The 21707-nt window shown below is 69.6% G+C and carries 21 protein-coding genes; 11 read left to right on the top strand and 10 right to left on the bottom strand.

What is annotated here, in order from left to right; genetic code table 11:
• Positions 1-32: 32 nt before the first annotated feature.
• The 4 genes from C5O79_RS21155 to C5O79_RS21170 all read right to left on the bottom strand — a co-directional run bounded on the left by C5O79_RS21155 (position 33) and on the right by C5O79_RS21170 (position 5943).
• On the bottom strand, positions 33-2819 hold the full coding sequence (locus tag C5O79_RS21155; RefSeq protein WP_131931671.1) for an Hsp70 family protein: 2787 nt from the start codon (positions 2817-2819) through the stop codon (positions 33-35).
• A gap of 5 nt (positions 2820-2824) precedes the next feature.
• Positions 2825-4666: an Hsp70 family protein gene (locus C5O79_RS21160; protein ID WP_124471759.1), complete on the bottom strand. Its 1842-nt coding sequence runs from the start codon at positions 4664-4666 to the stop codon at positions 2825-2827.
• Complete coding sequence (locus tag C5O79_RS21165) at positions 4663-5250, bottom strand: DUF2760 domain-containing protein (RefSeq protein WP_124493538.1); 588 nt, start codon at positions 5248-5250, stop codon at positions 4663-4665. Before C5O79_RS21165 ends, C5O79_RS21160 begins: the two co-directional genes overlap by 4 nt.
• 252 nt (positions 5251-5502) lie before the next feature.
• Positions 5503-5943 (bottom strand): Rrf2 family transcriptional regulator, encoded by a 441-nt coding sequence (locus C5O79_RS21170; protein ID WP_046549289.1) that lies wholly within the window; start codon positions 5941-5943, stop codon positions 5503-5505.
• A 151-nt stretch (positions 5944-6094) separates the two neighbouring features.
• Between C5O79_RS21170 and C5O79_RS21175 the strand changes: the two genes are divergently transcribed.
• The 5 genes from C5O79_RS21175 to C5O79_RS21195 all read left to right on the top strand — a co-directional run bounded on the left by C5O79_RS21175 (position 6095) and on the right by C5O79_RS21195 (position 11168).
• Complete coding sequence (locus tag C5O79_RS21175; RefSeq protein ID WP_131931673.1) at positions 6095-7009, top strand: NAD(P)/FAD-dependent oxidoreductase; 915 nt, start codon at positions 6095-6097, stop codon at positions 7007-7009.
• A 113-nt stretch (positions 7010-7122) separates the two neighbouring features.
• A complete protein-coding gene (locus C5O79_RS21180) occupies positions 7123-8082 on the top strand; it encodes a LysR family transcriptional regulator (protein ID WP_071333684.1) in 960 nt (319 codons plus the stop codon).
• 129 nt (positions 8083-8211) lie between these two features.
• Complete coding sequence (locus C5O79_RS21185; protein WP_047851795.1) at positions 8212-9342, top strand: DSD1 family PLP-dependent enzyme; 1131 nt, start codon at positions 8212-8214, stop codon at positions 9340-9342.
• A 109-nt stretch (positions 9343-9451) separates the two neighbouring features.
• A complete protein-coding gene (locus C5O79_RS21190) occupies positions 9452-10423 on the top strand; it encodes an ornithine cyclodeaminase family protein (RefSeq protein ID WP_124471762.1) in 972 nt (323 codons plus the stop codon).
• 22 nt (positions 10424-10445) lie between these two features.
• Positions 10446-11168: an HAD-IA family hydrolase gene (locus tag C5O79_RS21195; RefSeq protein ID WP_131931675.1), complete on the top strand. Its 723-nt coding sequence runs from the start codon at positions 10446-10448 to the stop codon at positions 11166-11168.
• 128 nt (positions 11169-11296) lie between these two features.
• Here the strand turns inward: C5O79_RS21195 and C5O79_RS21200 are convergent, their stop codons facing one another.
• Together C5O79_RS21200 and C5O79_RS21205 are read right to left on the bottom strand one after the other, a co-directional pair.
• The gene (locus tag C5O79_RS21200; RefSeq protein WP_039354480.1) at positions 11297-11914 is read right to left on the bottom strand and encodes a glutathione S-transferase family protein; all 618 of its coding nucleotides are present in this window, start codon (positions 11912-11914) and stop codon (positions 11297-11299) included.
• An 88-nt stretch (positions 11915-12002) separates the two neighbouring features.
• Positions 12003-12371, bottom strand: coding sequence for a hypothetical protein (locus C5O79_RS21205; protein ID WP_046549282.1), 369 nt, complete (start codon positions 12369-12371; stop codon positions 12003-12005).
• An 81-nt stretch (positions 12372-12452) separates the two neighbouring features.
• Here C5O79_RS21205 and C5O79_RS21210 point away from each other — a divergent pair, with 81 nt between their 5' ends.
• Positions 12453-12920 (top strand): MarR family transcriptional regulator, encoded by a 468-nt coding sequence (locus tag C5O79_RS21210; RefSeq protein ID WP_046549281.1) that lies wholly within the window; start codon positions 12453-12455, stop codon positions 12918-12920.
• A 36-nt stretch (positions 12921-12956) separates the two neighbouring features.
• Here C5O79_RS21210 and C5O79_RS21215 read toward each other — a convergent pair whose 3' ends face one another.
• A complete protein-coding gene (locus C5O79_RS21215) occupies positions 12957-13550 on the bottom strand; it encodes a TetR/AcrR family transcriptional regulator (RefSeq protein WP_122474930.1) in 594 nt (197 codons plus the stop codon).
• Positions 13551-13668: 118 nt separating this feature from the next.
• Between C5O79_RS21215 and C5O79_RS21220 the strand changes: the two genes are divergently transcribed.
• From C5O79_RS21220 to C5O79_RS21235, 4 genes are all read left to right on the top strand, one after another.
• Positions 13669-14715 carry a saccharopine dehydrogenase NADP-binding domain-containing protein gene (locus tag C5O79_RS21220; protein WP_131931677.1) on the top strand — a complete coding sequence of 349 codons (1047 nt, stop codon included), beginning with the start codon at positions 13669-13671 and terminating at the stop codon, positions 14713-14715.
• The gene (locus tag C5O79_RS21225) at positions 14712-15473 is read left to right on the top strand and encodes an isocitrate lyase/phosphoenolpyruvate mutase family protein (protein ID WP_046549278.1); all 762 of its coding nucleotides are present in this window, start codon (positions 14712-14714) and stop codon (positions 15471-15473) included. The genes C5O79_RS21220 and C5O79_RS21225 overlap by 4 nt, the downstream gene beginning before the upstream one ends.
• Positions 15474-15606: 133 nt before the next feature.
• Positions 15607-16164 carry a carboxymuconolactone decarboxylase gene (locus C5O79_RS21230; RefSeq protein ID WP_047851804.1) on the top strand — a complete coding sequence of 186 codons (558 nt, stop codon included), beginning with the start codon at positions 15607-15609 and terminating at the stop codon, positions 16162-16164.
• Between the two features lie 48 nt (positions 16165-16212).
• Positions 16213-17058: a helix-turn-helix transcriptional regulator gene (locus tag C5O79_RS21235; protein ID WP_122474924.1), complete on the top strand. Its 846-nt coding sequence runs from the start codon at positions 16213-16215 to the stop codon at positions 17056-17058.
• A 31-nt stretch (positions 17059-17089) separates the two neighbouring features.
• Here C5O79_RS21235 and C5O79_RS21240 read toward each other — a convergent pair whose 3' ends face one another.
• The gene (locus C5O79_RS21240) at positions 17090-18301 is read right to left on the bottom strand and encodes an MFS transporter (RefSeq protein ID WP_046549275.1); all 1212 of its coding nucleotides are present in this window, start codon (positions 18299-18301) and stop codon (positions 17090-17092) included.
• A gap of 70 nt (positions 18302-18371) precedes the next feature.
• On the opposite strand from C5O79_RS21240, the gene C5O79_RS21245 reads away from it, so the two are divergent.
• Positions 18372-19421, top strand: a complete 1050-nt coding sequence (locus tag C5O79_RS21245; RefSeq protein ID WP_122474922.1) for an AraC family transcriptional regulator — start codon at positions 18372-18374, stop codon at positions 19419-19421.
• Between the two features lie 91 nt (positions 19422-19512).
• Here the strand turns inward: C5O79_RS21245 and C5O79_RS38180 are convergent, their stop codons facing one another.
• Together C5O79_RS38180 and C5O79_RS21250 are read right to left on the bottom strand one after the other, a co-directional pair.
• Complete coding sequence (locus tag C5O79_RS38180) at positions 19513-19680, bottom strand: hypothetical protein (protein WP_163009012.1); 168 nt, start codon at positions 19678-19680, stop codon at positions 19513-19515.
• A 56-nt stretch (positions 19681-19736) separates the two neighbouring features.
• Positions 19737-21656, bottom strand: a complete 1920-nt coding sequence (locus tag C5O79_RS21250) for a DUF3857 domain-containing protein (protein ID WP_122474920.1) — start codon at positions 21654-21656, stop codon at positions 19737-19739.
• Positions 21657-21707 lie beyond the last annotated feature (51 nt).

Raw genomic sequence — 21707 nt, forward strand, 5'->3', positions numbered from 1 at the left:
ACGAGGCCGGAGCATCCGTTCCGTGACGTCCGTCACCCGGCGAGCAGCTTCAATCCCGCCGGCAGCGTTTCGCCGAACACGCGCACCGTGTCGGCTTCGTCGAACGCAATCGCCTCGCGCACCATGTCGATCCACGCCGCCGATGCATTCGCAGCCGACAGGCGCTTGATCACGGCCTCGCGTGTGTCGTCCGGCAGGTCGCGCGAACGGTCTCCGGTCATCCGCGCAATCTGAGCAGCCGCGAACGCGGCCGGTTCGACCTGTTTCCAGTCGAGCGCGAACAGCGCATCGAGCCAGCCATTGGCGACTTCCGCCGGCACGACGCCGTGCGCGCTGCCGTAGAACGGCCGGCGCGCGCCGATGCGCCCAAGTGCCCACGCACACAGCGCACGTTCGCCCGGCTTCTGCAATTGCGCGATCAGCCGCTCGGCCAGCTCGACCTTGCGCTCGACGGGCAGTCGTTCGAGCGACGCGGACAGCCGCGTCATATCCGCCGGCCCGACCTTGCCCGGATCGAACGGCAGCTTGCGCCGCTTGTCGTCGGTCGGTTCGAGGAATGCGATCGCGTCACGCACCTGGGTCTGCGCATCGTCGTCGAGGCCGCCGGCCACGCGCCGCCACAACGTCCACCACTCGGACCACACCTGAGCGTCGGTCACATACTGGATCCCGTCGTCGAACAGCGGCCACAGCTGCTCGATGCGCCATGCATCGAGCGGATGGCCGAACCCCGGGCGCAGACAATAGCCGGCGAGGTTCAGCCACGCACGTTCGTGATCGGCCGAGCGCCGGCGCCGCCGCGCGCGCGCGAGCAACGCATCGAACAATTCACGCGCGAGCGCAACGTCCCACTCTTCCCGAGCGCCGAGCACCTGTTCGAGCTGCGCGCGCAACCGGCGTGTGTCTTTCGGCGTGACGCCGGCGGCCTTGCTGCCGAACGAGCGCTCGATCAGTTCGAGTGCCTGGTCGAGCCGCGGATGCCGCGCGAGCGCAGCGTCGTCGCCCTGCGCGGGCGCATCGCCGCGCAACTGGAATTCGAGCCGCCAGCGGCGCGACACATCGTCGGTCGCGATGCAGTGCATTTCGAGCGTGCCGACCTCGGTCAGCGACGCGGTGAGCTTCACCGGCGTTTCGCGTGCGTCGCCGCCCGCCTTCGCGTCGACGACCGTCGCGATCGGTGGCAGCCGCACGAAATCGCCGCCGTCGAGATCGACGAGATCGCCGGGCCGGTACGTGGTGTCAGCCACCGTCGACACGAGGTGGAAACGCACCGGCTGCCCGAGCTGCAGCGCGAAGGTGCGATCGTCGAGCCGGATCTCGTGGCCCTCCTCCGCGCCGCGCGGCAGCAGGCACACGCCGCGCGCGGCCGCGCCTTCGGCGCCATCGTCGAGCACGAGGAAATAGCTGCGCGCGGATCCGCCGCCGATACGCGGCGCATGCCCGGCGCGCGCGAGCCCGTAGGCCACCGCGCCGCGCGCGACCGCCACGTCCGGATGCGCGTTGTGCAGCACGTCGAGCGGCGCGCCGCGCCACGCGCCGAGCGTCTGCGCGAGACGGCCGGCGAGCGCGCCCGCACGGAACACGCCACCGTTGAGCAGCAGCGTGTCGGGCAGCGGGCCTTCCGCATGCTGGTTCAGGAACGCGGCGACGTGCCGCGTGACGGCCGCGTCGCTCGCATACGGCAGCCCGAATTCGACGATCGCGGCGCGCGCACGGCGCGGCAGTTCGCCGGCTTCGACCTGCGGGAAGAAACCGTCGACGACGATCTGCTCGACTTCCTGCCGCGTCAGCTCGGCCGAACGTGCGCCGCCGACGAGCTTGCTGCCCGCGCCGAGCAGCGTGACGTTGACGGATTCAGGCGCATCGTCGCCGAGCAGCCGCTCCTTCGCGGCCCGGCAACGCTCGACGAGCTGCGACAGGCTCGCTGCGGACAGCCGCGCGCCGGGCTCGGTCAGCCGCGACTCGACCAGGCGCGCGAGCGCGAGGTCCATGTTGTCGCCGCCGAGCATCAGGTGATTGCCGACGCCCACGCGCGTGAAGGTCGGCTCGCCGTCGTCGCCGGGCGCGACATCGACGAGCGTGAGGTCGGTCGTGCCGCCGCCGACGTCGCAGATCAGCACGCGCCGCGCCGCGGCGAACGTGTCGCGCAGCGACGCGCGCTGGCCGTACAGCCAGTCGTAGAACGCGGCCTGCGGTTCTTCCAGCAACCGCAGCGCCGGCAGTTTCGCGCGTTTGGCGGCCTCGACCGTCAACGCGCGCGCGCCGTCGTCGAACGACGCAGGCACCGTCAGGATGACGTCCTGCTTCGCGAGCGGCGCATCGGGAAAGCGTGCGTCCCACGCGGCACGCACGTGTGCGAGATAGCTCGCGCTCGCGTCGACCGGCGACACCTTGTCGACGCCGTCGGCCGCGCCCCACGGCAAGATCGCCGCGAGCCGGTCGACCGACGCGTGCGACAGCCAGCTCTTCGCGCTCGTCACGAGCCGGCCCGGCACCTGGGCGCCGAGCGTGCGTGCATAGCGACCGATCACGGCCGGCAGTGCACCGGCCGCATTCGCGTTGGCCAACGGATCAGCCTTCGAACCCGTCTTCGAACCAGCCTTCGAATCGGCCGCCCACGGCAACCGCAGCGCGTCCGGCGGCAGCTCGCCCGCCGCCGGGTGATAGCGCACCGACGGCAGCAGCGGCTGCGCGGCCACCGCACCGGGGCCGCCCAGTTGCTCGACGTCGAACACGCGGATCGCGTCGGAACCGGCCTCGACGTATGCGACGACCGTATTGCTCGTGCCGAGGTCGATCCCGACCGTATAGCGCTTCATCGCGCTCAGGCGGCGCCGCGCACGTCGAACTCGACCTTCCAGCGCTCGTTCGTGCCGCTCGGGATCGCCTCGAGTTCGAGCGTGCCGGCTTCGGTCACGCGCGCATGCAGCTTCACGGGCACGACTTCACCGACGGTGCGCCCTTCGGCGGGCAGCGTCGCCTGGATTTCCTCCAGTTCCTGCAACTCTTCCGGCGACCAGTAGTCGAGCAGCGTGCCGACCTGATCCTGGCGGCGCACCGACGAACCGAAGAAGCGGAACTGCACCGGTTCGCCGACGACGAGGCCGAACTCCTGCGGCGGCAGCGCCGCGTCCGAGCCTTCCTCCATCCCGAACGGCGCGACGCACAGCGCCTGCACCGGCGGTTCGAGCCCCGGCACCGCGGGCATCGCCGATTCGATCGCGACGTAGTACGCACGCGCCGTGCCGCCGCGAATGCGCACGCCACGGCCGCGCTTCACGTAGCCGTAGTAAGCCGCGCCGCGCGCGACCGCGAGATCGAGATCCGCGCCTTCGAGCAGACGGGCGGGCGGCGCGCCTTCGGCCGCGAGCCAGCTGTTGAGCGTATCGAGCACGCGCTGCGTGAGCAGCGCCGACTTGAACACGCCGCCGTTGAACAGCACGGCGGTCGGATGCAGGAACGTCGCGCCTTGCGGCAGCGTGCGCTGCACGCCTTCGAGCGCGTCGAGCGCCGCGACCTGGCGGCCGAGGAACGCCGCGAGATGGCGCGTGATGCCCGCGTCCTGCGCATACGGGAGGCCGAGCTGCGTCAGGCCGACGCGCGCACGGCTCACCGGGCGCGCGGCTGCATCGACTTGCGGGAAAAAGCCTTCGAGGATCGTCTGCGTGAGTTCGGCGCGCGTCAGCTCCGTGCGGATCGAGCCGCCGATCAGCTTCGAGCCGCGGCTCGGCACGACGAGCGGCACCGCGTCGGTCGTCGGGTCGGACAGCAGCGTTTCCTTCGCGGAACGGCATGCGTACGTGAGCGCGCGCAGTTGCCACGGATCGGCCTGCGTGCCCTGCTGCGCGAGCTTGCGCGCGACGATATGCGCGAGCGCGAGGTCCATGTTGTCGCCGCCGAGCAGGATGTGCTCGCCGACCGCCACGCGATGCAGTTCGAGATTGCCTTCACGCTCGACCACCGCGATCAGCGACAGGTCGGTCGTGCCGCCGCCCACGTCGACGCACAGGATCAGGTCGCCGACCTGCACCTGCTTGCGCCAGCCGCCCTGGCTCTTCTGGATCCAGCTGTACAGCGCGGCCTGCGGCTCCTCGAGCAGCGTCATCCGCGAGTAGCCGGCGGCGCGGGCGGCCTCGGCCGTCAGTTCGCGCGCGGCCGGATCGAACGACGCGGGGATCGTGACCGTCACGTCCTGGTCGGCGAACGGCGCGTCGGGATGCGTGTGGTCCCACGCTTCGCGCAGGTGCGTCAGGTAGCGGATCGAGCTTTCCAGCGGCGACACGCGCGACACTTCCGGCGGCGCATCGCTCGGCAGGATCGCCGCGCGGCGATCGACGCCCGGGTGGCACAGCCAGCTCTTCGCGCTCGACACGAGGCGGATCGGCGTGCCGGCGCCGCGCGTGCGGGCCATTTCGCCGACCGCGAAGGCGCGCGAGGCCGTCCACGGCAGCGTCAGGTCGCCCTGCGTGAGTTCGCTTTCATGCGGCAGGTAGAGGAACGACGGCAGCAGGTCGCGCGACTCCAGCGCGCCGGGCGCGGTGAGTTGCGCGATCGGCAGCACCTGCTGCGTGATGGTTTCGCCGTCGCTCGCGGCGCTGTCGACGTACGACAGCGCGCAATGGGTCGTACCGAGATCGATACCGATCGAATAGCGCGGATCGCTCACAGTTCCACCTCCGCCGGTGCGACGACCGAGGCGTCGTGGCTGCCCGTCAGCTTCGGCAGGCGCACGTCGGCGACCCGCCAGCCGCGATGGCTGACGGTGCCCGTGAACGGCGCGGCGCCGACCACGTTGCCCGTCACGCGCACGGCCGTCGCGTCGAAACCGGCCGGCAGCGTCACGCGGCTGCCTTCGGCTTCGTCGCGCACCGGCACGATCGTGAAGTGTTCGCGCAGCGCGGCACGGCAGCCGTCGTGCACGAGGCGCGCGGCCGCGCCGATGTCGGCGTCCGCGTAGCCGGCGATGTCTTCCTCGACGAAGTCGATGAAGCGCGCATCGCGCTGCAGCAGGCCGAGCAGTTGCAGCGCGGCCTGCGGGCTCGCTTCGCGCAGCTCGGGCGCCGGCGCCTTCACGGGCGCGGCAGCGGGGGCCGGGGCCGGTGCGGCGGCCGGCACCGGCGCGACCGGTGCCGGGGCGCCATCGCGCACGCGCAGCACGCCGGCCGCGAACTCGCGGTTGCCGAGCACGGAGAAGAACGTGCCGACGGCCAGCGACAGCCGGCCGAAGAAGGACAGGTTGGATTCGGGCATGGGGTCTGGACTCCTGTGGGCTCGCGACATGGCGAGCGTTTCTTGCCTGGGCGCCCGGCGGCAGCGTGCGGATTGCGCACTGCCGCCGCCCGGCGCGTGATTCGGTCGCGCCCTCGCGGGTGCGGAAAACCCGTATTTTGCCCTGTGGCGGGCGAACCGGGCAGAAGTTGGGGGACAGACCATCGCGGCGCAGCAGTTTCGGCCGCATCGGCGCGCCCGCTGCGCGACGCCCGGCCGCGATGCTGCGACGCGTCAGCGCGGCTTGCGCCGCTTCGCGTGCTTCGCCTCGAAATCGCGCGACAGCATGCCGAGCGTGACTTCGCCGAAGCGGGCGAGCAGCGTCGTCTCGGCCTCCTTCAACGTGGCCGACAGGTGCGCATTGACGGCCTGCTCGACCAGGCATTCGGCCTCGTCGTCGGTCACCAGATCGGAGAACAGCGGCGGCTCGCCCACCGCGCGATAGACGTCGAGCAGCGTGATGTCGTCGAGCGCGACGCTCAGCACCCAGCCGCCGCCATGCCCCTTCTCCGACTGCACGTAGCCGCAATCGCGCAAGCCGCCGAGCAGGCGCCGCACGACCACCGGATTCGTGCACAGCATCGTCGCGATCGCTTCGGACGTCATCGGGCCGTCGACCTGATCCATGTGGATCAGCGCATGCAGCATGCGCGACAAGCGGCTATCGGTTCTCACGAGCGGCGCTCCCCTCTCTCGAAACTTTTGAAGTTGCGTGAATGATACCATCGCCCTATCATGCAACTTCTCGTGTTTCGTGAGTTGAGTTGCCGTGGCCACCATCGGAACACGTCCGTCATTCACGCAGGTTCAGGACAGGAGTCGGTGCATGCATGACCATCATGAAGTGATCGTGATCGGCGGCAGCTTTGCAGGGCTGTCGGCCGCGATGCAGCTTGCGCGGGCGCGCCGCGGCGTGCTCGTGATCGATGCCGGTCGGCCGCGCAACCGCTTTGCCGCGCACGCGCACGGCTTTTTCGGGCAGGACGGCAAGCCGCCCGCGCAGATCGTCGACGAAGCCGCCGCGCAGCTCGCCGCGTATCCGACCGTGCAGCGAATCGCGGGCGATGTGCGCACGGCCGAGCGCGACGCGGACGGCCGCTTCCACGTGACGCTGGCCGACGGCAGCCGTGCGAGCGCCGACCGGTTGATCCTCGCGACCGGCATCCGCGACGAGTTGCCCGCGCTGCCGGGGCTCGCGGAACGCTGGGGTGTCAGCGTGCTGCATTGCCCGTATTGCCATGGGTACGAGGTGAGCGGCCAGCGGCTCGGCGTGTTGGCCTCGCATCCGCTATCGGTGCATCAGGCGATCCTGATTCCGGACTGGGGCCCGACGACGTGGTTTACACAGGGCGTGGTCGATGCGAACGAGGAGGAAGCGGCGTTACTCGATGCGCGCGGCGTGCGCATCGAGCGCTCACCGGTCGTGGAGATCCTCGGCGATGCGCCGCGGATCGAAGCGTTGAGGCTCGCCGATGGGCAGGTGGTGCCGGTCGATGCACTGTTCGTCGGCGCGCACACGGCGATGGCGTGCGATCTCGCGCAGCAGCTCGGCTGCGCGTTCGACGACGGGCCGCTCGGCCCGGTCGTGCGCGTCGACGCAATGAAGCAGACGAGCGTCGCCGGCGTATTCGCCGCCGGCGACGCGTCGACGCCGATGACCAATGCGACGTTCGCATCGGCGTCGGGCGTGATGGCCGGGGTGGCCGCGCATCGGTCGCTGATTTTCGGGCTCGACCGGTAACGGTGCGGGGCATCGCCGGCCGTGTCGTTCGAAGCGGCCAAGCAATCCGATTCATGCGCGACCGACGCGATCTGGAGCCGCATCGATGGATTCGCGTCGCGATGTGCGGTTTAATGCTCGGCACATCCAGCATTAAGAGACATGAAATGCTCGACCTCGACGACCTTCGACTCGTCCGCGCGATCGGCACGTCGCGCTCGCTGGCCTCGGCCGCGCGGCTGCTCGATCTCACACCGCCCGCCGTCACGATTCGCCTGCAGCGGATGGAAGCGCGCTTGAACGCACGGCTCGCCGTGCGGCAGCCGAAAGGAATCGCGTTGACCGACGAAGGGCAGCGGCTGTACCAGGAAGCCGTCGACATCCTCGAGCGCGTGGAGGCGCTGCCGGTCAGCATTGCAGGCGACCACGGCGACGTGCAGGGCACGCTGCGCGTCGTCGCCCCGCTCGGCTTCGGCAGAAAGTACGTCGCCCGGATCGTGCGCGACCTGCAATGCGCGCATCCGAAACTGGAAATATCGCTCCATCTGTCGGAGAGCCCGTTGACCAGCGCGTCGGGCGCCGACGTGGTCGTTCACGTCGGCAGCCTCAAGTCGTCGTCGTGGATCGGGTATCCGCTCGCGCCCAACGAGCGCTTCCTGTGCGCGAGCCCCGCCTATGCGCGCCGCATCAAGGAACTGAACCACCCGTCCGACCTGGCCGGCTACGACTGCCTGTGCCTGCGCGAGAACGACGAGGACATCCCGCGCTGGCGCTTCTCGCAAGGCGGCGACGTCAAGGGCGAACCGCGCCGCTCCGCCGTGATCCGCGTCAGCGGCGCGCTGTCCTCGAACGACGGCACCGTCATCACGGAATGGGCGCTGGCCGGGCTCGGGATCGTCGAGCGCTCCGAGTGGGACGTCGCGCCGCTGCTGGCGAACGGCAAGCTCGTGCGGTTGCTGCCCGACTGGCATCTGCCGCCCGCGCCGGTGACGGCGCTGCTGCCGTCGCGCACCGGCCGTTCCGCGCGGCAACGGGTGTTTCTCGAAGCCGCGACGCGGTTTCTCAGCCCGCCGCCGTGGCGCGGCAACGCATGAGCCGCACCACGCATCCACGCGATCCAGCCGATTAAACAGCGTTTAATGCCGAATTAGCCACGCGTTAAACACGCAGTCCGTCGACGCCTCTACAGTGCTCACATCGGCAACCTTCCGAGGCAACGCATCGTGGACCTTCAAACTCTCAACACCCCGGCCGCCCTGATCGACGTCGGCCGCATGCAGCACAACATCGGCCGCATGCAGGCGCACCTGGACGCGCTCGGCGTCCGGTTCCGGCCGCACGTCAAGACCACCAAAAGCACGCAAGTGGTCGACGCCCAGATCGCGGCAGGCGCGCAGGGCATCACAGTGTCGACGCTCAAGGAAGCCGAACAGTTTTTCGCGCACGGTATCCGGGACATCGTCTACGCCGTCGGCATGGTGCCCGCGAAGCTGGGCCAGGCGCTCGCGCTGCGCCGGCAGGGTTGCGACCTGAAACTCGTCGCCGACAGCCTGCCGGCCGCGCAAGCGATCGCCGAATTCGGGCGCGCGCACGGCGAGCGCTTCGAAGTGTGGATCGAGGTCGACGTCGACGGCCACCGCTCGGGGATTCCGCCCGACGCCGACCTGCTGATCGACGTGGGCCGCGCACTGGCCGACGGCGGGATGGTGCTCGGCGGGGTGCTCGCGCACGCGGGCTCCAGCTACGAATACAGCACGCCCGACGCGCTGGCGGCGATCGCCGAACAGGAACGCAGCCGCACCGTGCGGGCGGCGGAGCGCCTTCGGGCGGCCGGGCTGCCCTGCCCGGTCGTGAGCATCGGCTCGACACCCACTGCCCTCGCGGCGGAACATCTCGAAGGCGTCACCGAAGTGCGCGCCGGCGTGTACGTGATGTTCGACCTCGTGATGCACAACATCGGCGTGTGCGACCTGTCCGACATCGCGCTGTCGGTGCTGACCACCGTCATCGGGCACCAGGAAGAGAAAGGCTGGGCGATCGTCGACGCAGGCTGGATGGCGATGAGCCGCGACCGCGGCACGCAGCGCCAGGCGCACGACTTCGGCTACGGGCAGGTTTGCACCGAACACGGCGACGTGCTCGGCGACTACCTGATGAGCGCCGCCAACCAGGAGCACGGGATCGTGTCGCGCGCGGGCACGCCCGACGCCGGCATCGCGCAGCAGTTTCCGATCGGCACCCGCCTGCGCATCCTGCCGAATCACGCGTGCGCCACCGGGGCGCAGCATCCCGAGTATCAGGCGATCGGCGAAGACGGCGGCGCGCAGACGTGGCCGCGCTTCTACGGGTGGTGAGCAAAACCGCGCACCCGCGCCGTCCCGTCGATTCATTGACTATTTGTCCAAATCTGGACAAAATTTAAACAACCCTGATTTGCCTGGCGCCGAACGCGCTTGCCTGAACATGCCGACAGACGACCGACTCCTGCTTCTCGACCGCGATGCCGTCGCGCCCGCCCTCCAGGCCGCGCAAGTGACGGCGGCCGTTCGTGAAGCCTTCGTGCTGCATAGCCAACGGGCCGGACGCGTGTTCCCGGTGGTGCGCGAGAAGCTGCACACCGGCGGCGTGTTCGGCATCAAGTCGGGCGATGTCGCGGATCAGGACCTGCTCGGTTTCAAGGCGGCCGGATTCTGGCCCGGCAACCGCGGGCTCGGCGGCGAACCGCATCAGGCCACCGTCGCGCTGTTCGACCCGGCCACGGGCCGGCCGCTGTGCATCATGGACGGCAATGCGATCACCACCGCGCGAACCGGCGCCGCCGGCGGCCTCGGGCTGCAACTGCTCGCGCGTCGCGACAGCGCGCGAATCTGCGTGTTCGGCACCGGCGTGCAGGCGCGCGTCCAGCTCGACTACGCACTCGGGCTGCTGCCGCAACGGTGCACCGTGCAGTACGTGACCGTCAGCGGCGCGCCCGACCCGGTGTTCGAATCCGCCTTCCGGGAACGATGCACGATCGGCGTGGCGCGCGACCGGAACGACGCGGTGGCCAATAGCGATGTAGTCATCACGGCAACGCCCGGCGGCGGCCCGCTGTTCGATGCGGATGCGGTCCGGCCGGGCACCCACCTGACCTGCGTGGGCACCGATACCGCCGGCAAGCGCGAGCTGCCGGCAGGCGTGCTGGAGCGCGCACGCATCGTCGTGGACGATCATGACCAGGCGCGCAGCATCGGCGAGTGCCAGTGGGCGCCGGATTTGCCACGCACGGAAATCGGTGACATCCTCGCGGGAACCGCGACGGTCGACCGCGCGCCGCACGAGATCACCGTCTTCGACATGACCGGGCTCGCGCTTCAGGACCTGACCGTCGCACGCTTCCTGTATCGGCAGGCCCTCGAAAACGGCACGGGACTCGCCATTCCGTGGCCCTGGTAAACGAAATTCCCCGTCAACCTCCATGCGTCTCCCCCAAGTTTCCGCGCTCTCGTTCGACCTGGACGACACCCTGTGGCCGTTCGGGCCTTCCGTCGTACGGGCCGAAGGGGAGCTTCGCACGTGGCTGATCGAGCACGCGCCCGGCACCGAGCAAGTGCTGCCCACGCAGCAGGCGCTCAGCGACTTGCGTGAGGAATACGAACGATTGTGCCCCGACCTCGCCGGCGACTTCCGTGCGATGAGAATCGGCTCGATCCGGCTTGCGCTGGAGCAGGCGAACGAAGATGTCGCGCTCACCGACCGTGCGTACGCCGCCTTCTATGCCGCACGCAACCGGGTCGAATTCTATGAAGATGCATTGCCGGCGCTCGCGTGGTTGAGCGCGCGGTTTCCGTTGATCGCGGTGACCAACGGCAACGCCGATCTGCGGCTGACCGGCGGCGGCGAATTCTTTCGTGCGACGCTCAGCGCGCAGGCGTTCGGCGTCGCGAAGCCGGAGCCCGGGATCTTCCATGCGGCGGCGGCGGCGCTCGACGTGCAGCCGGCGGAACTGCTGCATGTCGGCGACGATTACCACCTCGATATCGTCGGCGCATTGAATGCAGGGCTTCAGGCAGCGTGGGTGGTGCGCGATACGCATCCGGAAGCGGAGCGCGTGCAGCAACAGGCCGCGACGCCGCACGTCACGCTCAGCGACCTGTCGATGCTGTGCCGCATGCTCGGCGGGCCTGACGACGTGGCGTGAGCGTTTGCGTGCGCCGCGTTCGCGACGCACGCTTCACCATCCTGAAGCGCGCCGAGACTGCCGCTCGCCACCCGCACCAACGTAACGGTCTGCCATGCCGATGCAACGCATGACCGGCCGCCGCCCGTTCACGCCGCCTTGCGCGCGTCCGCGATCCGCTGCGGCGCCTTCGGCCGCGCATACAACCGTTCGAGATACGCACGCAACTGCGGAAACGATTCGATCAGGTTGCACTCGCCGGCCCAGTCGATCAGGTAAGCCGTCACGCAATCGGCCACCGTCAGCGTATCGCCGACGATGAACTCGCGCCCTTCGAGATGCTTGTCGAGGATCGCGGCCATCGTCCTGAAATCCTCCCGCGCCAGTTCGATATCGGCCGGCGAGCGCTTCTCCGGCGGATAGATGAACGAGTGCCGCGTGATCCGCCACAGCGGCTGCTCGAGCTCCGTCACCGCGAACATGACCCACCGGTAAGCCTCCGCACGCAGCGCCGGATCGACCGGCAGCAGCGCCTTCTGCGGGTACTTGTCCGCGAGATACAGCACGATCGCGGCCGATTCGGGAATCACGAGATCGCCGTCCACCAGCACGGGCACCTTGCCGGCCGGATTGAGGCGCAGGAATTCCGGCCGCTTGTGTTCGCCCTGGAGCAGGTTCACCGAGATGAACTCGAAATCGGCATCCAGTTCCTTCAGCCCCCACAGCGCGCGTTGCGAGCGGGTGCCGGCAAATCCGTAAAGCTTCATCGCCAGTCTCCATCCAGAGTGTCGGGAAAACTTCCGCCTGCCGGCCACGGCGCATCGCCGATACACGACGCGTGGCCTCGCCCGTCGTTCACGCGCCGGGAATCGCCAGCACCGGCATCACGTCGATCGCCACGCCCGGGAACAGCGTGAAATGCGGATGACCTTCGAACAGCGCGGCCGCGGCTTCGTGCGAGGCTGCCCGCACGACGGTAAAGCCGCTCATCGCGTTCGCCGTGTCCTTGACGCCGGCGGCATCGATGGTCTTCGTCTTGCCGAGCGGCCCGCCCATCTCGACGATCGCGTCGCGATGCCGGTCGACCCACGCATGCCATGCGGCGATGCCGTCGCGCTCGCGCGTGCGCCGCTCCTCGTCCGGCAGCGCGATCCACGCTTTCATGGCCGGGCTGTCCTTGGTCCCGAGAAATACCGCGAGATACAACTGCTGTTGAGCACTCATGCTGTCTCCTCCGGTGACGGACGCGACGGGCTGCCGCGCCTCGACCTTGACACGATAGGTTGATATCAACACAATTGCAACATGGCACGAAAAGAAAAGCTCCCCTTCGAAACGACGCTGATGGTGCGCGATTGCTGCCTGTGCCTGCACATGCAGCGCGCGGCGCGTAATCTTGCGCGGATCTTCGACGATGTGCTGCGCCCGCTGGATCTCACCAACGGCCAGTTTTCGTTGCTGATGTCGCTGAACCGGCCCCAGCCGGCGCCGATGAAATCGGTCGCGTCGCTGCTCGCGATGGATCGCACCACGCTCACGGCCGCGCTCAAGCCGCTCGAGCGGCGCGGCCTGGTCACGATCATCCAGGATCCGGACGACCGGCGCAGCCGCCTGCTCGAACTGACGCAGGCCGGCCACGACCTGCTGGCCGAAGCGTTTCCGCTGTGGCAGCAGACGCATGCCGAGATCGAACGGCCGTTCGCGCCAGGCGAAGTCGATCAGTTGCGCGGCCAGTTGCGCGCGCTGTCGGTCGATCCGGCCGCCCGCGATTGAACCGAACCGGCGCGCGGATCGCTGCGGCCAGGCGGGCTACTTCCGGCCCTTCTTCGGCAACAGCAGCTGTGCGAATTCCTGAAGGAAGGCCACAGGCCCATGCGCATGCAGCGCCTGCCCGCTGCTCAGCGCGCCGTCGATCACGGTCGCGAGCCGCAGTGCGAAGGTCTCCGGCTCGTCGACGCCGATCGCCGCCGCCAGCTCGGCCAGCCGGCGCCGGAGTTCCTGCTTGTGCGCGACGGCCACCTTGCGAGCCGGATGGTTGCCGTCCGCGTATTCGGCGGCGATGTTGATCTGCGGGCAGCCGCGATAGCCGGGGCGCGCAATGCGCTCGCCGATCCATTGCAGCTGCGCTTCCAGTTCCTCGCGCGGCGTGCGCCGGTACTGCGCGGCCACCGCATCCCAATGCGCCCAGAAATCGGCGTCCTCGCGCAGCAGGAACGCTTCGATCAGGTCGTCCTTCGTCGTGAAATGACGATAGAGGCTCGTCTTCGCCACACCGGCCTGCGCGACGATCAGGTCCACGCCGACCGCGCGCGTACCCTCCCGATAGAACAGCTCGCTGGCCGTTTGCAGAATGCGTTCGCGCGTATCGGGCGCGTTCCCTGGTGACCCTGTTTCCTTTTTCATTCCGACCCGGCCTTGCCGGCCGCCCACTCCCGCAACAGTGAAGCGATCATAGCACCGCGTGCTTGACGACGCTACAGGTCTGTACTATAAAACAGACCGTTCTGTAGCGGAGTGGATCATGGGTGATCGAATGACGGTTGCAGTCTATGGCGCCACGGGCCACACCGGGCGGTTCGTCGTCGCGGAGCTGGCGCAGCGGGGCCTGCACGCGATCCGCATCGGACGCGATGCCGCGCGGCTCGCGAAGGACGGCGGCGACGCGACGCTCGCACGCGTCGCCGCGATCGATGATCCGGCCGCGCTCGACGCCGCGTTGCGCGGCGCGGCGGCGGTGATCAACTGCGCGGGCCCGTACCTCGATACTGCGTTGCCGCTGGCCGATGCCGCGCTGCGGGCCGGCATCCCCTATCTCGACCTGACGGCCGAGCAACCGTCGGTGCTGGCGCTGGCCGAACACTGCGATGCGCGGGCGCGCGCCGCGGGCGTGACGCTCGTGCCGGCCGCGGCGTTCTACGGCGGCCTGGCAGACCTGCTCGTCACGGCGGTCGTCGACCCGAACCGGCCGATCGAGCGCGTCGATATCGCGACCGGGCTCGACAGCTGGCACCCGACGCACGGCACGCGCGTGACGGGCGAACGCAATCGCGCGGCGCGGCTCGTGCAGAAGGGCGGCAAGCCGGCACCGGTGCCGTCGCCCGCACGCGAACGCGCGTGGCCGTTCCCGCGGCCGATCGGCCGCGTCGGCGTGACGCTGCTGCCGTTTTCGGAAGTGATGACATTGTCGCGTCACCTGCGCATCGATACGATCGAATCGTGGCTCGCCACCGTCGCGCTGCGCGACGTGCGCGATGCCGCCACGCCGCCGCCCGAGCCGGCCGACGAGATGGGCCGCTCGGCGCAGCAGTTCGCGATGGACGCGATCGTCGTGCAGGGCGGCACGACGCACCGTGCGACGGCGCTCGGGCGCGACATCTACGCGGTCAGCGCACCGATCATCGTCGAGGCAGCCGCCCGGCTGATAGCCGGCAATACCGTGGTGTCGGGCGGTGTGCGCAGTCTCGGCGAGTTGTTCGACGCACGCGATTTCCTCGCGGCGCTCGATACGGTGGCAGTATCGTTCGGCACGACAACCGACCCGGTTTTCCACAAGGAGACGCAAACATGAGCAGCAATGAGAAAGGCGCGTATTTCCGTTCGCTTCACCGCGCGGGCCACCCGCTGGCGCTGTTCAACGTGTGGGACGCCGGCAGCGCACGCACGGCAGCCGACGCGGGCGCCGTCGCACTGGCGACCGGCAGCTGGTCGGTCGCCGCGGCCAACGGGTTCGGCGATGGCGAGCAGATGCCGCGCGCGCTGATGATGGAGGTGCTCGAGCGGATCACGCGCGCGACGGACCTCCCCGTTACCGTCGATCTCGAAAGCGGGTACGGCGAGCGGCCGGAAGACGTCGCCGAAACGATCGCGCTCAGCATCAAGGCCGGCGCGATCGGCTGCAATCTCGAAGACAGCTTCCCGGCGACCGGTGAATTGCGTGACGTCGACGCAGCGGCGGCCCGTCTCGCGGCAGCACGGCAGGCTGCCGATCGCGCGGGCGCCGACTACTTCGTCAACGCGCGTACCGACGTGTTCTTCAACGCGCCGGCCGACACGCACGACGAACGCCTCCTCGACGCCACGCTGGCCCGCGCACGCGCGTATGCCGCGGCCGGCGCCGATGGGCTGTTCGTGCCGGGGTTGCGCGCGCCGGCACTCATTCGCGCGTTGACAGCCGCGTCGCCGCTGCCGGTGAACGTGATGCGCGTCACGGAGACGCCGACGCTCGCCGAATTCGCGGATTACGGCGTGGCCCGCATCAGCCACGGGCCGTATCCGTACCTGCAGGCGATGAAGACGCTGGCGGAGATGGTCAGGCAAGGCGGCTGAGGGATTTGCAAGACGGACGGCGTCACGCGCGCACCGGACGATTACATCGCATGTAATTGGCGCACGACACGGCCGCTCCTACGCTTCGGGTGTCGCGCCGCCATTCCGGCGGCGCGCATCCTCCGGAGACATCATGTCCGCCTATCCGCTTCATACGATCGACTCGGCGCCGGCCGCATCCCGGCCCGTCCTCCAGCAGCTCCAGCAAGCCTTCGGCATCGTCCCGAACATCGCAGCGGCCATGGCCGCTTCCCCGGTGCTGATCAACGGCTTCATCGGCCTGTTCGAGCGCGTGCACGCCAGCAGCCTCACCGAGCCGCAGATCCAGACGCTCCTGCTCACCAACGCGGTCACGAATGCGAGCGAATGGCCGGTCGCCTTCCATACCGCGCTTGCGCTGAAACAGGGTGTGACCCACGCCGACGTCGACGCGATCCGCCGCGGCGCCCTGCCCGGCGACGCGACACTGGCCGCGCTGTCGGCCACGGCACGCAAGCTGATCGACACCCGCGGCCGCCTGGCCGACGCCGACCGGCAGTCGTTCCTCGACGCCGGCTTCAGCGCGGAACAGTTGCTGGAAGTGATCGCGGTGGTCGCCGCATCGACGATCACGAACTACGTCGGCAGCGTGACGAAGCCCGCGCTCGAAGCGCCGTTCGACGCGTTCGCGTGGCATGCGAACGCCGCGTGAGTCCGATATAGTCGATCGCGTCCTTCACGGAACGCCCTGGGAGGCACGATGAACGCCAGCCGCCGCGAACCGCACGCGCCGCCGCACGAACTCGGCCAGTTGCTGCGCTATTGGCGCGACGTGCGCGGCGTGAGCCAGCTCGACCTGTCGCTCGACGCGGGCATCTCGCAGCGCCAGATCAGCTTCATCGAAAGCGGACGCAGCGTGCCGGGCCGCGACACGCTGCTGACGCTCGCGCAAACGCTGGACGTGCCGCTGCGCGAGCGCAACGCGCTGCTGCTCGCGGCCGGCTATGCGCCGGTGTATTCGGAAGCGCCGTGGGATGCGCAGGAGATGCAGGGCGTGATCGGCGCGCTCGAACGGGTCGTGCGCCAGCACGATCCGTTTCCGGCGATCGTGATGGATCGCCACTGGAACGTGCTGATGACCAACGACGCGGCGCCGCGCTTCTTCAACTGCTTCATCGACATGGCCGCGCGCGACGGCCCGCGCAACCTGCTGCGCCTGATGTTCGATCCGCACGGCATGCGGCCGTTCCTGGCCGACTGGGAGACGGTGTCGCGCAGCCTGCTGCAACGCGTGCATCGCGAAGCGGTCGGCCGCGTGATCGATGACGACACACGGCAGTTGCTCGACGACCTGCTCGCGAGCCCCGGTGCGCCGCGCGACTGGAAAACGCCGCCGGCGCCGGCCGCCGCACCGTCGCTGCCGGTCATCCCGATCGGCTTCGTGCACGAAGGCATCGTGCTGCGTTACTTCTCGCTGGTCACGACGGTAGGAACGCCGCAAAGCGCCGCCGCGCAGGAGTTGCGCATGGAATGCATGTTCCCTGCCGACGATGCGACCGAAACGCGCCACCGGCAGTTGCTCGACACGCACGCACCGGTGCGCTGAGCGGCGGGCCGGGCGGCCCGACGGTACAACGTCATTCCGCCAGCGCGGACACCACGCCGACGCGCTTCGGTACGCCGGTCACGATCGTTGCGACCGCAACGGCCAGCACGACGGCTGCCGCGACGAAGACGCCGGCGGCCCCGTTCGCGTCGAACACGACGCCGCCGGCTGCCGCGCCCGTCGCGATTGCAAGCTGGATCGCCGCGACGATCAGCCCGCCCGCGCTCTCGGCCTCATCCGGCACGGTACGCGTGACCCACGTCGACCACGCGACGGGCACGCCGCCGAACGCCATCCCCCACAACGCGACGAGTACCGCGTCGATCATCGGCGCGCGGCCGAGCGCGACGAGCGCGACGCCGAGCACGACCATCAGCGCGGGCATTCCGATCAGCATCGGCCGCAACCGGTGTTCGAGCACGCGGCCGGCAAGCGACGTGCCGACGAAGTTCGCGATGCCGTAGCCGAGCAGGATCGCCGACAGCCCGTTCACGCCGACGCCCGCGACCTGTTCGAGGAACGGCCGCAGGTACGTGAAGAACGCGAAGTGCCCGGTGAACACGAGGATCGTCGCGAACATGCCGAGGCCGACGGTCGGCCGGCGCAGCACGTCGATCAGCGTGCGCAGCCGCGTCGTGCCGCTCGGCGGCATCGACGGCAGCGTGAGGATCTGCGACACGAACGCGATGCCGCCGAGCGCGGCCGCGATCAGGAACACGTTGCGCCAGCCGATCAGGTGACCGAAGTAGCTGCCCATCGGCGCGGACGCGATCGTCGCGACCGCCACGCCGCTGAAGATGATCGACAGCGCACGCGGCACCATCGCGGTCGGCACGAGCCGCATCGCGGTGGCCGTCGCCATCGTCCAGAAGCCGCCGAGCGCGATGCCGAGCACGACGCGGCCGATCAGCAGCATCGCCAGGTTCGGCGCGAACGCGACCGCCAGGTTCGACGCAACGAGCAGCACCGAGAACACGAGCAGCACGCGCCGCCGGTCGATCGTGCGCGTCAGCGCCGAGATCAGCAGGCTCGTGACCAGCGCGACCGTCGCGGTGGCCGTGACGGCCTGCCCGGCCACGCCTTCGGTCACGCCGAGGCTGTCGGCCATCGGCGTCAGCAGGCTGGCCGGCAGGAATTCGGCCGTGACGAGCCCGAACACGCCGAGCGTCATCGCGAATACCGCGCCCCAGGCCGGTTCGCGGGGGGCCGCCGTCGAGGCGGCCGTGGAGGTTCCGGGATTCATGCGTGGTTCCGTGTCGGTTAGGGAAAGTACTGATGAGGGCGTATCGTAAGGAACCACATCAGGACGGTCTATGACATACAATCCGTTCTTGTTGATCGTTCGTCCGAATCTCGATATGTCCGAGCCCCTGCTTCCGCCCATCCCCGATGTGCACGACCTCGTCAGCGAGCTGCTGCTGGGGATGCGCCTGAGCGGCGTCCAGTACCGCCGCATCCAGGTCGCGCGGCCGTTCGGGCTGAATTTCGGCCATGGGACGGGGCGCGCGCAGTTCCATTTCGTCGGGCGCGGGCCCGTGCTGCTGCGCGACGCGTCGGGCGCCACGATGCGGCTCGAAGCCGGCGACGCGATCCTGCTGCCGCGCGGCGGCATGCACGCGCTGCTGTCGGACCCCGATGCACCGTGCCGCGAGATCAACGGCTTCGAGGTCGCGAAGATCTGCGATACGGTCGCGTCGGTGGCGTCGGCCGGCGTGTCGCCCGCCCGTTGCGCGACGGCCGAGCCGGGCGCCGGCGATGCGCTGATCTTCAGCGCGTGCATGGAGCTCGATCTCGGCGGCATGCAGCCGCTCGTCGGCACGATGCCCGAGTTCATGCACGTCGGCACGCTGCTCGCGCGCTACCCGGAAATCCGCCCGATGCTCGACGCGATGGAGCGCGAAGCGTGCTCGGCGCGCGCGGGTTTCGCGGGCATCCTCGCGCGGCTGGCGGACGTGGTCGCGGCGTTCATCGTGCGCGGCTGGGTCGAATGCGGATGCGGTGATGCGACGGGCTGGGTGCAGGCGCTGCGCGAGCCGAAGCTCGGCCGCGCGATCGTCGCGCTGCATCGCGATCCGGGCCGCAACTGGAGCGTGGCGGAACTCGCGACCGAAGCGGGCGTGTCGCGTTCGGTGTTCGCCGAACGCTTTCTCGCAGCCACCGGGATGACGCCGGTGCGCTACCTGACCGAGCTGCGGATGCGGCTCGCCGCGCAATGGATCACACGCGACCACGAGACGATCGAGGCCGTCGCGTACCGGCTCGGCTACGGCTCGCTCGCCGCGTTCAGCCGCGCGTTCAAGCGCGTGGTGGGCAAGCCGCCGGGCGCCGTGCGCGCGGACGGCGACGCGCGGGTCGAAGCGTAATGCGTGACGTGGCGCGCGTCACGCCTCATGCGTGATGCCGGCCGCGGCCGCCACGCGTCGCCCCCATTGCCGTCGCGCGTGACGGCAGCGCTCAGTCGCTGCGCGCGTCCAGCCTGTCGACCAGCGCCGTCGCGCACTGCACGGCAAGCGCCGCGCACAGCTCAGCATCGACGACCGCGCCGCTCGCCACGGTGCCTTGCACGATCCGGCCCAGCAATTCCTTCGAGAGATCGGCGATCTCGTGATCCCGTTCCGTCATGATGTCCCTCCTGCGCGTCGAGCGATCGCCTCGATGCGCTCACGTTCCCTGCCCGTTCAACGCCCTTTCGCCCGCACGACGATCTGCGCCTGCGTGTCGCGTTCGATGCGTTCGAGCGACGCACGCAGCGCCGTGAATTCGTCCGCCGAACACACCTGACGGCCGAAATCCGCGGTCATTCGCCGCGTGACCTGCACGACGCGCGCAGCCGCGTCGAATACGTAATGCGACGTGAAGTCGACGAAGCGGTCGTGCACGGCCGTATCGGCCGGCAGGTCGGTCACCGCGACGTCCGCCGGCAGCGCGATCTGGCCGGTCTCGTCGAACGTGCCGCCGATGCAGCCCCACGGCTGCGTGCGCACGGGCTCGGCGAGCCAGTTCTCGACCTGCGTCGCGATGCCGCCCGTCAGGCTCGACAGCGCGGGCACCGCAGTCGTGCCGTCAGGCCACACGAAATGATCGAGCGTGCCCGACATCGTCACGTCGAACGGTCCGTCGGTCACGCGCCGGTCGCTGGTCGACAGTTGCGCGCGGCCGCGCAGGCCGCTTTGCCGCAGACGGTTGTTCGCGAGCTGGGCGACGGAGTCGGGCGTCGCGCGGCGAAACAGGTTGCGCTCGAGCTCGGCCGTCCAGCCGTCGTCCTCGACGTACGCATGAAAACGCGTCGCGCCCGCCCCGGCCGCATCGATCTCGACCCGCGCAAGGCGGCCGCGCGGCTGCGTGGCCGGCGTGCGCGACAGCACGCCGGTGTCGACCAGCAGCGCGGGACGGTCCATCACGATCGGCGGCAGATAGCCGAATGCGATGCCGGCCGTCGTCGTGTCCGCATAACGCGCGAGATCGGGCAGCCACGTGATCGCGTGGTTGATCGCCCCGCCGCCGTAACCGGGCACCGACGGCAGCGTGTAGACGGACCCGAGATTGAGCAGCACCGGCTCGCTGCGAATGCCGACCGCCGCGAGCAGCGCGCCGAACAGCGCGACATGATCCTTGCAGTCGCCGTAGCGGTTGCGCAGGATGTCCGTCACGCGATGCGGCGCGGCGGCCGTTTCGCCGAGAAACAGCCCGACGTAGCGGATGTTCGCCTGCACCCAGTCGTACAGGAGGCGCGCCTTGTCGCGCGGATCGGCGGCGCCCGCGGTGAGCGCGCGCGCCAGTTGTGCCACGGCCGGATCGTCGGCGCCCGGATCGACGGCCGCGTTGCGATAGCGCGCGGCGAACGCCGCGTAGTCGGGCAGCGTCGACACGACGAGCCGGTCGCCGTAGGTCGCGTAGCCGACCGCGCCGCTTTCGATGCGGTCGTACGGGCCGTGCCGGTAGTCGAATTCGTAGCGCGTGCGGCCGTTCGCGGTGACCGGCGGCAGCGCGACGTAGCCGCGCGCATCCGCATACAGCGGCATGTCGGCCGGCACGTCGAAGATCAGCCGCTGGCTGTCGACCGGCTCCCGCGACGGCTCCACGGTATAGCCGAAGTAGCAGCGGTTGACCGGCTTCGTGCGGGTCTTGCGGAACGCCACCCGCGTGCTCGACCCGGCTTCGACGCCGGGAAACACGACGGTGCGCAGCAGCCCGTCCTGGAACGTCGGCGCGCCGGCCGAGCGCGGTTCCTGCACGTCGCGGATCCCGTCCGCGCCGACCGGATGCGCGACCCCGTCGCGGTCGATCGTCTCGGCCGCGAGCAGGTCCACCTTCTCGAGATTCCTGTCGAACCACACGTAGCGCTGCGCGATGGCATCGATGCCGTTCGCGTCGTTCGCGCGCAGCGTCGAATCGTCGTGCTCGTCGAGCGAGCCGTCGTGCTGGATCACGAATTCGTGGACGTCGCTGACGACCGTGACGGGCGCGCCGCCGCCCGTGTCGGCGGCGACGTCCGCGGGCTGCGATGCGCCAGGCGGTGCGGCATGCGCGTCCGGCAGGCCGAGCGCGAGCGCGCCGGCAAGCGTCCAGCCGAACACTCGGGGATAAAAGGGCACCACAACGCACCTCGTCGCGCCATGCGCGTGAAAACGCGGCCGCGCAACCCGGAC

The sequence above is a fragment of the Burkholderia sp. SRS-25 genome, from assembly GCF_004343765.1.
Lineage (GTDB): Bacteria > Pseudomonadota > Gammaproteobacteria > Burkholderiales > Burkholderiaceae > Burkholderia > Burkholderia contaminans.